This is a genomic window from Phenylobacterium sp., assembly GCF_030697305.1.
GTDB lineage: Bacteria > Pseudomonadota > Alphaproteobacteria > Caulobacterales > Caulobacteraceae > Phenylobacterium.
Map to the genome: position 1 here is coordinate 1 of NZ_JAUYQL010000035.1, position 11,922 is coordinate 11,922.

9 protein-coding genes are annotated in these 11,922 nt (G+C 62.6%); 8 read left to right on the forward strand and 1 reads right to left on the reverse strand.

Translation table 11 applies throughout. The features are described from left to right. Positions 1 to 118: 118 nt before the first annotated feature. The 4 genes from Q8R27_RS03735 to Q8R27_RS03750 all read left to right on the forward strand — a co-directional run bounded on the left by Q8R27_RS03735 (position 119) and on the right by Q8R27_RS03750 (position 3,504). Positions 119 to 1,249: a DNA-binding protein gene (locus tag Q8R27_RS03735; RefSeq protein WP_305697750.1), complete on the forward strand. Its 1,131-nt coding sequence runs from the start codon at positions 119 to 121 to the stop codon at positions 1,247 to 1,249. Positions 1,250 to 1,301: 52 nt separating this feature from the next. Next, a complete protein-coding gene (locus Q8R27_RS03740; RefSeq protein ID WP_305697751.1) occupies positions 1,302 to 1,628 on the forward strand; it encodes a peptidyl-tRNA hydrolase in 327 nt (108 codons plus the stop codon). 154 nt (positions 1,629 to 1,782) lie between these two features. Further along, complete coding sequence (locus tag Q8R27_RS03745) at positions 1,783 to 2,634, forward strand: DUF1488 family protein (RefSeq protein ID WP_305697752.1); 852 nt, start codon at positions 1,783 to 1,785, stop codon at positions 2,632 to 2,634. Positions 2,635 to 2,646: 12 nt separating this feature from the next. Further along, entirely contained in the window at positions 2,647 to 3,504 is an 858-nt protein-coding gene (locus Q8R27_RS03750; RefSeq protein ID WP_305697753.1) for a hypothetical protein, read from the forward strand. A gap of 469 nt (positions 3,505 to 3,973) precedes the next feature. On the opposite strand, the gene Q8R27_RS03755 is transcribed toward Q8R27_RS03750, so the two are convergent. Continuing rightward, complete coding sequence (locus Q8R27_RS03755) at positions 3,974 to 6,892, reverse strand: Tn3 family transposase (protein WP_305697764.1); 2,919 nt, start codon at positions 6,890 to 6,892, stop codon at positions 3,974 to 3,976. A 178-nt stretch (positions 6,893 to 7,070) separates the two neighbouring features. Between Q8R27_RS03755 and Q8R27_RS03760 the strand changes: the two genes are divergently transcribed. The 4 genes from Q8R27_RS03760 to Q8R27_RS03775 all read left to right on the forward strand — a co-directional run bounded on the left by Q8R27_RS03760 (position 7,071) and on the right by Q8R27_RS03775 (position 11,772). Continuing rightward, positions 7,071 to 7,406 (forward strand): HAD domain-containing protein, encoded by a 336-nt coding sequence (locus Q8R27_RS03760; RefSeq protein ID WP_305697754.1) that lies wholly within the window; start codon positions 7,071 to 7,073, stop codon positions 7,404 to 7,406. Positions 7,407 to 8,058: 652 nt separating this feature from the next. Next, complete coding sequence (locus tag Q8R27_RS03765) at positions 8,059 to 9,420, forward strand: site-specific integrase (protein WP_305697755.1); 1,362 nt, start codon at positions 8,059 to 8,061, stop codon at positions 9,418 to 9,420. Positions 9,421 to 9,899: 479 nt separating this feature from the next. Continuing rightward, positions 9,900 to 10,832 carry a site-specific integrase gene (locus tag Q8R27_RS03770; protein WP_305697756.1) on the forward strand — a complete coding sequence of 311 codons (933 nt, stop codon included), beginning with the start codon at positions 9,900 to 9,902 and terminating at the stop codon, positions 10,830 to 10,832. 16 nt (positions 10,833 to 10,848) lie between these two features. Beyond that, on the forward strand, positions 10,849 to 11,772 hold the full coding sequence (locus tag Q8R27_RS03775) for a DUF932 domain-containing protein (RefSeq protein ID WP_305697757.1): 924 nt from the start codon (positions 10,849 to 10,851) through the stop codon (positions 11,770 to 11,772). The last annotated feature ends 150 nt before the right edge of the window (positions 11,773 to 11,922 follow it).

Below are 11,922 nucleotides of genomic sequence, written 5' to 3' on the forward strand. Positions count from 1 at the left end.
CGCCGAGCGGTCATCGGTTGCGGTCAACTGCCCTGGCGACGTTGCGCGATTGCGCCCGAGGCGGCCATCCAGGCGAGCGGGAACTACCAACTGATCCAGGGTGACCAGCGGATTCACGGTGAGCTACTTGGAAAGGGCCGCATCGCTGGATATTATGGACATTAGAGTAGTTATGTCCATAGACTTGTCAAAATGGAAAAATATCCAACGTATTACGTTGTATTATTTTCTTCATTCGACGAAGGCGACGCCCATGGACACTCTACCCGCGACCGAAGCCCGGATGCAGGCCGAAATCGAGGCCCTGCGCGCGCAGCATCCCGAGACGCAGGATCTGTACCGCGAGGTGTGCGTGCTGCTGTTCTTCCGCTATGGGCTGACCCCCACCGCCAACAAGCTGTACCAGCTGGTGCGCAAGGGCAGCATGAGTGCGCCGGCCGAGGCGCTGGCCAGGTTCTGGGAAACCTTGCGCGAGAAGAGTCGCGTGCGCATCGAGCATCCCGATCTCCCTCAGCCGCTGCAGGCCGCCGCCGGCGAGATGGTCGGCGCCCTGTGGCAGCAGGCGCAGGCGGCCGCGCAGGACACGTTGGCGCAACAGCGCGAGGAGGCTCGAGCGACCGTGGTGGCCGCCGAAGGGCTCGCCCAGTCCGCCAGCGCGCGGGCGGACGCGACAGAGGCGGCGCTGGGCACCACAAGGGACGAGCTGCGGACCGCTCAGGGGCGGGCAACGGAGCTGCAACGTGAGCTGGCCCGAGCCCAAGGCGAGGTCACCGCCCAGCAGCGACAGGTCGAAGCCGCCGCGGTCCACCGCCAGGAGATGCAGGCGGCGCTGAATGCAGCCCAAGAGCGATTCACCCGGGAACTAGAACAGCAACGCGCAGTGGCAACGGCGACCGAGGAGCGCCATGCCGGCGAGATGAAACGGGCGCTGTTGGATGTGGACCGCGAGCGCGGTAACGCTGGCAAGCTCCAGAAGGAAGTCGAGCAACTGCGACGCGAGATCGCAGAGCATGCGAATGCACGTCGCCAGGAAGTCCTGGAGCGCCAGCAGCAGATTGACGCGCTACGCCAGCGCAGTGGCGAGTTGGAGGGCCGCATCGCGGAACTACTGGAGCAGCGTGAGCAGCAGACCCGCGAACTGGATGCGACGAGGCAGAGGCTGGAAGCCGCCGCTGTCAAGAGAGCGCCAGCCACTCGCACCGCGCAACGTACCCCAGCAAAGTCCAAGCCCTCCAAAGCCGCGACCTGACTCGAGCGGGCTCGAAGATCGGGGGGTACGGCCCTTCAGCCAAAATCCGCTGATGAAGATGTACATCTTGGTCCGCGACGACATCCCGCTTGGCTTCGCCATGGTGGCCGTTGCGCACGCGTCCCTCGCCGGCTACCTCAGGTTTCAGAACGAGCCTGAAGTGCGAGAGTGGTTGTCCGGGCCGTTCTTCAAGGCGGTCTGCAAGGTGAACGCCAAGGAGTTCGAAAACGCCAAGCAGGTGGCCGACCACGTGGTGCTGACCGAGTCGGCGCTCGGCGACCAGGAGGTCGCGATCGTCTTCAAGCCGCGGCATGAATGGCCAAAGATGTTCAAGTTCTTGAAGTTGTACCGCGACCCGCCTACGTTTATCGGAAATTAGTCAATCCAGATAATTATCCGTTTTGCCTAATTTCCGATAAACGACCGTCACCGGCCCCGGAGGCACAGCGAGAAATCGCGTTGTCGTAAATCATTGGTCTTGAAATAAACGATTTTAGTTTATATACTGACCGCTGATTACCATCAACGCCCATATGCCCTCACTCGTCGTCCCCGCTCAAATTCGCGCGGGCCGCGCGCTACTCGACTGGTCGCAGGAACAGCTCGCCACCGCCGCTGAGGTCGGGTTGAGCACCATCCGCGACCTGGAGAGCCAGAAGCGCCCGGCCGAAACCGCCGCCGCCGCCGCAGTGCGGCGCGCCCTTGAAAACGAACGCGTCATCTTCATCGAGGGCAGTGCCGAGACCGGTCCAGGCGTGTGCCTGGCCGACAACCGCCCCAACATGGTTCGCCGGCCGACCGTCGTTACCCAATGGGATGGCGTTCCTTTCGACATCGAGTGGCAAGGCAAGCCCATGACCGTGTTCGTCTCGCGCGAGGTGCTGGAAGACTTGGAGCAGCTCACCGGCACGCCATCCGACGAAGCGCTGTTGCGTGCCTTCGAGAAGAACCGGGGCCGCATCCTTGACGCGGTGACCAACGCCATCATCGATCCGGGAAATTTCGACAAGCAAGGGCGTCTGTATGTCCGTGGCAAGGACGTTTTCGACGTCGCGCCGGCGCACCTGGGCGGCCGAGGCTTTTCGTTGGAGCAGTTACCCGCCGGAATCCAGTGGTTCCGGCTTCGCCCGCTGCCCAAGCGCCTCTGGCGCGGCGAGCGGCAAGAGCCGGCCGACTATCGTTGGCGCCTCGGCCAGGTTGAACTCGAATCCGGCCGCATCGTCATCGAGAACTCGGTCACGGGTCACAACTTGCCCTTGTACCGCAGCCACATCCGTAACGTGGTACCGGACGTGCCCGCTGCTGATGGCGTGATCGACGCGTTGATCCAACTCACGATGCAGTTGGTGTTCGAAGACGGCATCATGCGGTGGGAGTTTCTATGAAATGGTCGCGCCATGGGTGAAGCCAAGCAGCGAAAAAACAAGCTGCTCGACGCACAGGTTCCATGCATCTTCTGCGGCGGCAACGCCATTGCGACGACGGAGGAACATTGCCCGCCGAGAGCCCTGTTCAGGGACAAGCAATGGCCCGAAGGCTATGTGTTCCCCGCTTGCCACCCTTGCAATGGAGGCTCGTCCAATGACGATCTGATGGTCGCCTTTCTGGCCAAGCTGCAGCCGGGCGCTAACGCCGAGACCTTGAACAAGGGCTCCGGCCTGATGCGAATGGTGCATCGGCAGTTTCCAGGCCTGTTGCAGAAGATGATGGAGAGTTCTGCCGTAGAAGCACGCGCTCAGGCTCGCAGGCTGGGTATGCGGCCGGCACCCGGCCAGACCTATCAGGAACTGGGCATCGTCAACGTGACGGACGCAATGGACGAGTGCGTCGCCGCGTTCGCGGCCAAGCTCTCCAAGGCCGTGTACTACCAGCAGACGAGCAGGATTTTTCCGGTGGACGGCTCGATCATGTTTCAGTGGTTCACCAACGCACAGCGCATCGAGCACGGCCGCATTGCGCTACTCGACGGGCTTGCGGGCCTCGCAGCCATGTCGCCGCCCAAGCAGCGCGCCGGCAAGGACCTGAAGGACCAGTTCGACTACCTGTACTCTCAGGGAGAGAACGGCGAACTCCACGTGCTGCAGGTCGTGTTCGGGGAAGTCTTCGGCTTCGTGACGATATTCAGCCCGGTACCCGGACGGCTGGAGGCCATGGAAGACCGGCTCAAGGCGCGCGCCGGCAGGGATGACAGCCCGTTCAGATTTCTGGGTGATCGCACGGCAACGGAGCAGAATCCAGGCCCGCCCGAAGCATGAATACTGGGGGTCGCTTCCGCCCTAAGTGGCGGATCCCTTGCCGCTCCTGGCCAGCCTGATTGGTGAGGTCTGTGTGGGTTGGCATGCTGGCGTGTGCGCCCCGTCGGACAACGCCGCTATCGTGTCAATCTGTGCACTGAAGGGGCGAGCACCTCGGCCGGCGCACCGTCGCACCGCAGAAAACTGCCTATGTGTCACTTCTGGCCCTATCCCGGCTTGCCCCCCGAGGCGGCGACGCATGGAGTGGCACCGCTACAAATTGCACGAAAAACAGCGCCGCCTAAAAACTGGGCAATCCGTAAGCTGTTGATTCATATGGGGACGAGGCCTCCTTACCGCTACAAATTGCACGAAGAACAGCGCCGCCCAAAATTTCAGCAGTTCGCGCGAACCCTTCCGCCCGTAGCTCCTGGCGCCCTTGGTCTGGCCAAGCTGGTGCGTAGGTGAGTTGGACGCCTCGCGTCCGGAGTCAGCCGCCACCTGCGCGCCGCTTCACCGCCGGCTGCAAGAGCGCATCGGCGTAGCGTTCCACGCCGAACGAGATCAGGCCCCGGAAGTTCACGTTGCCGAAGTGCACCGGCCCCATGCGACGGATCCAGGCATCCTCGATCGGGTGCTTGGCTTTGCGCCAGCCATCTACGACTGCCTGCATCTTCAGGGTATTCCAGGCGATGACGATGTTCGTCAGGAGTGCGTGGGAGCCCGAGATGGCGCGAATCTCGTCGCGGCGCCGGCCGCGCTCGACCGCCAGGCGCCCGTAGTAGATCGCCCTTTGCAACTGGTGCACGGATTCGCCCCGATTCAGCAGTGTGTGAATTTCCCGCCGGAATTCCTGGTTGCTGAAGTAGTCGCACAGGAACAGCGTGCGCAGCAGGCGCCCCAGTTGGTCCGCCGCTTTGTGCATCGAGTCGCCTTGCGCGGCGCTGCCCAGCTTCTCCATGGCGGCCCTGGGCGATACCCGGCCGCCGCGGATGGACGCGATCAAACGCAGCAGCTCGTCCCATCCCTTGCTGATGGCAGGTTCGGAGACGTTGGTGACCGCGATGCGTTCCAGGTTCTCGGGGAGCACGATTGAGCGCGGCAAGTACAGCCTGCGTTCGGCCATGTCTCGCAGCTGAGGGCACAGGTCGAATCCAAGCAGCTTGGCCACCGTCATGCCGACGTAGGTGTAGCCGTGGGTATCCACGGCCAGCAAGGACAACCGCATGCTTTCCTCGTTGCGGACGTTGTATTGCTCGACACCTTCAAGAGCGGCGGAGCTTTGCCGCTCGTTGTGCACGATCGGCTGGTCGTAGATGACGCCATAGGACTCGAGGACGTGGGTGTACAGGCCGACCGCGAAGGTTCTTCGCCGGGGATCGACGCGGGCGTTGTAGAGGTGTCGCGAGGCGTCGAGGGCCATCATGTCCGCAGAAGCCTTGTCACCCGAACCCCAAAGCTCGGCGATCGGGTTCTTGCGTTGGTACTCGACCACCCGTTCGTTGGCCTTGCGCAGGCGGTCCCGTGCCTCCAGCGATCGCATGGCCGCCGAAATGTGCGCCACTTCGATGCCCGGAATCATCGCGGCAACGCCCTTGGCGTCGTTTTCGGTACCGTGGGCCAGCAGCGCCGCATAGCAGGCGACGAGTTCCTGGGTGTTCTTGGCCCGTCGCCCCAGCAGAATCTCGCTGAAGCCGGTGCAGGCGTGCATCTCCACGATCATGTCGCCGAACTGGACCTGGCCGATGATCGAGAACATCGCGTCCCTGCTGCGCTGGATCGCCGCATCGATGGGCAACGCTTCCAGTTTGTGGAAGCGCACCATCCCGTCGGGATCGATTTCCAGCTTGCCGTTCGTGACGGCTTCCGATAGTGCCCGCAGGCCCACGTCCAGGTGAGCATGCAAGCGAGCGAGAAATTTTCGGGGATCGGTGGTCAGGCTGAGCGCACTGATCAAGCCTTGGCGCTCCTTCTTCCATTCGGCCGGAGGGATCAAGAGATCTTCCCGATTGCGAAACTCCCAACTGTGGTCGATCCACAGCCGTCCGCCCCGCAATCCCTGGCGCACCGCCAGCATTGTGGAGGCCTTCAGCGCTGCAAATGCCTTCGTGCGGTCAGCACCATTGAGCAGGTCATGCCAGACGGGACCCGCAATGTCGGCGTCGAAGCCCGCCGGCAGTTCCCTGGCACCTTGCCCGATCAGTTCGCGTAGCGCGACGACTTGCTTCATCGGCCGCTGATCGGCATGCCCCTTCAGGTCAAGGTCAGTGAACGAGTTGAGCAGGGCCGTGACGCGCGTCGCATCGTCGGCGAGCGACTGCCGAACGAGGGCAGCGTGGCTGTTGGGCTGCGATTTCACGTCCTTCGGTAGAAGCTCTTTCAGGGCAGCGATCCGCGCCTCGGCCGAGCGATCGTCGTCATGAATGATCTGCCGCATGGCCTCGGCCTGCTGGCGGTACTCGATTGCGCTGCGTGCCTGTTTGGCAGTCACCCGATTGGTGGCATGGCGCACCAGGTCGTTCACTCGCCGCCCGGTCATGTACATCAGCGTGTCCGTCAACTCGAGCAGCGTGACACGCAGGAAGCAGATCGTCTCCAGCACCTGCGTTTCCTCGACGCGGCGTCTTGACTCAGCCGGCGGCCGGTTGGCGATCGCCTGGGCATAGGCGCGCAATCGCGCATTCGAGATCGAGCTCAATGACCACGTGTCGACGCCGAGTTCCTTCAGGTAGGAGATCTTGTCCGTGACCTCCGTGATGCTGCTCGGACTGTGTTTGCCAGCGGGCAGTTTGAGCCACTCTAGAACAGTGCCCCCAATGCGGCCGCGCCGCGAGGAGTGGACCGCCGCCAGCACTTTGGCCTGTTCATACGTGGGGATTTCGTTGTTGACCGCCTCCAGCGCCGCCTCCTCGGTAGAGGCAAAGGCCGTGCGTGCGAGATCTCGAAGGACGCGATCCGCCGGAAGAAGATGCTGGCGCCCGAACAACCACAGCTCTGCCTCTTGGACGAGTTCATCGACCGATGTGGCTGTCGTGGCCAGGCTCTCCAAGGCCTGGCCAAGTTCAGTTATGACCGCGTCATCTGCGGGCGCGATGGCGGCGTGATCGCGTGCCCATTGTTGATGTTCGTAAAGCGTGGCCACGCGCTGGTAGATCGTCTTGAGCGAAGCGATGGCCGTCTCGGTCACGCCCAACGCTGCACAAAGGGAGCGCAAGAGCGCGCGAGGCACACTTGCCGTTCGATCCAGGGGACGTCCTGTTGCTCGAAGGAAGACCAGCTGGAGCGCAACACCAAGCCGGCGGTCAGCGCGAAATCGTTCTCGAATGGCAGCGATGTCGGCAGCGCTGATCCGAAACGATTGCTCGACGTCGAAGTCCGAAAGGGACTTTGGAAGCTCAGTGGCTCCCACGAATCGCAGATGAATAGGACTCAATTTGTTCCCCCTTGGCCGTGCCGTTTCTGAGCACTATATCGATCAGCACGCGGGGAAAACGATGGCACGCTCCAGGGCGTGCAGGGCCGCAATGCGCGGGTTTACCCGTGCTTCAAGGCGCGGCAATTGGCACGGAAAACAAGATCACCCCAGCGTGGAGATCGTCATCAGCAGCAGCTGGAGGGTCTACCATGGCCTGCACGAGATGCGCGAATTCTTCTCTGAAGACATGGCGCACCGCATACGTGATGCCACGCCGAAGCACGATCTGGCCAGAACGCGCCAGAGCGAGTGCCAGGAGTGGCTGCGCCGGCACCGTCCCGCAGCGCCTTGGCTAGCGCTGGACGACCAGCCCTGGTTGTTCGAGTCAGGCTGCGAGCAACTGCTCTGCGTCAACGGCACCGTCGGATTCCGCGTGGCAGATGCCCAGCGCCTACGCGAGCGCCTGCGGTACCTCGTGAGGCCACTTTCTACCCCAAGTGCCCCTTGACGCCTGGGCGCCGAGAAAACGCCGCGTTAGATCAGCCGCATAGCGCGTTTGGCGCGTGTTGCTACCCTGGGAGTGCACTGCCAACGAGAACGTAACGTGAGTTTAGAAGCTGACGCCAGACCTGTGACAGTTCCCAAGATCCCCCCTGAGGCCAAGTGTTCTGCGGCAGCGGCGTGCTGTTTGAAGAGTGTCACGGCGCACTCGGCGCCACAGACGGGCTGCGCATCTGGTGACGCGCTACGCAGACGTCGGGCCGGAACTCGGACCACCGCCACTGTCACTCGTCTCAGAGGGAGGACGGCAGCCCCTGCCGGCCGGCACCACGGGCTGCCTCGCCGCACTTCAACGTCGCAGTCGGCCGGCGCACAAGCGCATTGAAGCGCGGTGCGTAGCTCACCAGCACTCTTGACCGCGATGACCGCTCCTGGCTGCACATTCAGCCGGGAGCGCCATCGGAGCGCTCCACGCCACTTCATGGCCTCAACGATCCGGCGGAGTAGGAGGCATATGACCACATGTCCATGCACGTCCAACACGATCCACCATAGCAAGCATCCCAGTGCTGCCGCCGCTTTCCGACATCCCCGCAATCCAAGGTTGTCCATGCACGTGCATGGCAATACAATCCTAAATGTGGGTAGGAATGCGGGTAATGACACGACACGGTTTATTGGCGGACAGTGCTGTTCGAAGCCGGAACAAGGAGCCCGGGTACTACTTGGACGGCAATGGCCTGTACCTGCAGGTCAGCAAGACTGGGTCCCGCTCTTGGATCTTCCGGTACACGCTGAATGGGAAGACGCGAGAGATGGGCCTGGGTTCGGTCACTGCGTTTGGACTGGCGCAGGCGCGCGAGCGCGCTCAGCGCGCACGGCAGCTCCTTGCTGACGGAATAGATCCTATCGACAAGCGCGCCGGGGAGCGGAAAGCCAGCGAGGCCCATAGAACCGCTGAACGTGCGCGCTCCAAGACGTTTGAAGACGCCGCGCGCGAGTACCACGAGGCGAGTGCTGATGAGTGGAAGAATGCGAAGCATGCCGCCCAGTGGATCAACACGCTGACGCAGTACGCGTTTCCGAAGTTCGGCTCTCTACCAGTCGGTGACGTTGGGAAGGCCGAGATAGTCTCTGCCCTCGCGCCGCTCTGGAAAACCAAGGCAGAGACTGCGAGCCGTCTCTTGCAACGGATTCGAACTGTCCTCAACTTCGCAGCTGCACGGGATTACAGCCTGGGAAAAGACGCGGAGTTCTGGCAGCAGGTGCGGATCGCACTTGGACCGAATGACAGGGCTCGAAAGGTAGAGCATCACAATTCGTGCCCCTACCCGCTGGTGGGCTCTGTTCTACGGGAAGTCGAAGCTGGCCCATCCTCGGAAATTGTGAGGCTTGCGTTCGAGTTCACGGTGCTGACAGCTGCGCGCTCCGGTGAGACCCGGGGCGCTTTGTGGTCCGAGATCGACGAAGACCGCCTCTGCTGGAACATTCCGGAAGAACGCATGAAGGCAGGCCGCCCACACAACGTGCCGCTCTCGCGTCGCGCAGCCAAAGTGCTGGCGGAGGCGAAGCGCCTGCGCGATGAGGGGTTGGTGACCTCAGAGATGGGTCTGATTTTCCCCAACACCCAAGGCTTGCCGCTAAGCGACATGGTGTTCACGCAGCTGCTCCGACGCATGCGAGTGGAGTACACGATGCACGGCTTTCGCGCGAGCTTCCGCACGTGGGGAAGCGAGCAGACGAAGCACCCGCACGAGATGCTGGAGTTTGCACTTGCGCACACGGTTGGTGATCAGACCGTCCGCTCGTATATGCGCACAGATATGCTCGATCGGCGTCGGCAGTTGATGGAGGACTGGTCCACCTTCGTCGCCGCAAATTCCACTGGAACGATCCCCAGGATTGCTGAAAAAACAGGCGATCTGGCGCTTGCCACCCCGAAAACCACCCAAAAAACAGGTAAATCCGCCCCGAAACCGCTGGAAAAGCGCCAGAAAACGGTAGGAAAACGGGGCGCCTGAAGCAAAACTAGAGGCACGCGCCCCACGCAGCAAGCGCAAAGCACGCTGCGCTCGGACCGGACACACAAGCTCCGGTCCGCTCTCCCACTCCCCTACTCCCTCGCCCGCCAATTTCACGGCCGCGGGCGCGCGCGTGCGGAGCTAAACGAAAGGCTCAGAAATGTCGAATTCACGGCAGGGCGACGCTCGCCCGAAATTTCCCCTTGGCCGCATCTACGCCACCCCCGGCGCTCTCGAACTGCTCGAGCGATTAAATCAGACTCCTCACACCTTCCTCGCACGTCACGTACACGGCGACTGGGGCCTGGTACATCCCGAGGACGCGGCGGCCAATGAGCTCGCACTAGCGATGCACACCCGGATTGTGTCCAGCTATGCGGTCGGACCCGCCGGAGTGGCCGGCGGTGCGGGAGTCATCTGGATCATCACAGAGGCGGACCGCTCAGCGACCACGCTCCTGCTGCCTGGGGAGTACTGAGATGGCGCGCCGCTCACACGACGTTATTCGCTATCTACGCAATTCGCTTTCCGTGCACACCTTGCAGGCGTACGCCAGCGACCTGGATCGATTCAAAAGATCCGGCGGCCGCATTCCTGCCACTGCAGAACAAGTTGCGCGCTACCTCGCTCATGCCGCGGAAGAACTGAAGCCAAGCACGCTGGCCAGGCAGATCGCGGCGATCTCCTACGCGCACGAGCAGCAGGGGCTGCAGTCGCCCACCAAGTCCGCGCTCGTCCGGCGCACGCTTCGAGGAATCCGAAGAACCAAGGGAGTGGCTCAGAAGCAGGCAACACCGATCACGCCAGAGCTGGTCAGAAGGGTGGTGAAGCCACTGCGCTGTCTGTCCGAGGCACAGAACCGCCGCGACGCCGCCCTCTTCCTCATTGCCTTCGCAGGCGGGTTCCGTCGGTCGGAGATCGCCTCGCTCTGTTTCAAGGATCTCTCGTTCACTAAGCAAGGTCTTCTCGTCCGTCTCCGCAGCAGTAAGACGGACCAGTACCGGCGGGGCCGTGATGTTGCGATTCCTAAAGCACCGCGCGGGCAGCAGTGCCCCGTGCGCGCGCTTCGGCTGTGGCTGACCACAGTTGGCGCTATGTCCGAGGACGGACCGGGGCCGGGTTCAGACACTCCCGTGTTCTGCGGGATCGACAAACACGGCAATCTGCGAGGCGGCCTCAACAGCGCCTCTGTGGGCTGGCTGCTGAGGAAGCGCCTCGCACTCCACGGCCTGTCGCCGGAGGGGTTCACGGCGCACAGCCTCCGGGCTGGCCTCGTTACAAGTGCCGCCAAGGCGGGCGTCCCTGTGTGGGCGATCCAGCGCCAAACCGGGCACCGATCCGAAAGCACTGTTCACCGCTACATCCGCGGCCTCAGCGCATTCGACTGCAACGCGGCCTCTGCGCTGCTCTAGCACCCGGAGGACGATCATGCACAACCGAACGAAGGCCGTCATCGCCGCAGCACCTTGGAACGACGCAACAATTCAGGCCATACGAGAGTCTGCCGAACTCACGTGGTCCATCGTTTCCGCTCCGCTCACATACGCGCCGCGGGTCTCAGGCCGCGCGCCAGAGGCCATCCCAATCGATGGGCACGAGGTTTTGTACCGGAGTGACACGCTACAGCAGCTCGCAATCGTGCCTTCTAGCCACCGAACATGGCAGCCGCAGGATGTGATCGACTTCTACCTGCAGCTCGCTCAGTTCTACGACATGCGGCTCACACGGGTCGGCCACATCCAGGGAGGAAGAACGATTTGGGGGCTGATTGAGACGGGCTACGGCTCGCGCTTTGTCGGTAAGCGGTCAGCTTCTTCATTCCTTCTCCTCAGCACCTCGTGCGACAGCAATCTAGCTGCCCGAGCAAGCGCACTGTGCCTCTTGGAGCCAGGGGAGCTGGCACTATCCGCCGCCCTTCGGCCGCATCCCACCATGCGCATACCCCGTACCTTCGAGTTCTTGCCACCGGACACCCTCATCGACATCGGAGATCTCATATCTGAGTGCATCGCGTTTCCTGAGTGCTTGAAGGAGCTTGCGCATCTGCCAATGTCCGACGCCGACGCCAGAAGCGCTTTGCACCTGATTCTGGGCAGCGCACAGGTGCCCGGTCATCGTGCACCTCGGCTCAAGTCCACAGAGGCCGTGCTCATGTTGTTCAAGGCGCAGGCGGGACGCCGACGCCCGACCGCCCTTGATCTGCTCTTTGCGCTCGCGCAACACATCGACGCGCAAGAGCTACGCAAGCGCCCGCACGACGCGCTATACAGCACGTGGTTCGGCGCAGGCGCCAATCGAAAGCAGCTCGCGGTTTCCATACTGCGCGACATGCTGATCACGGTGGTACGCTAGAGCCAAGCCGACGGTGTGACCGCCGTCGGCCTCCTCTCGAAGCCGCGCCAACATGCACTACCTTCGTCCGCTGCTCACTTGCGCAGCCACCCTCCTAATACTTGACCTCGCAGCCCCGTACGTGCTCGAGCGATCACTGACGTCGCATGA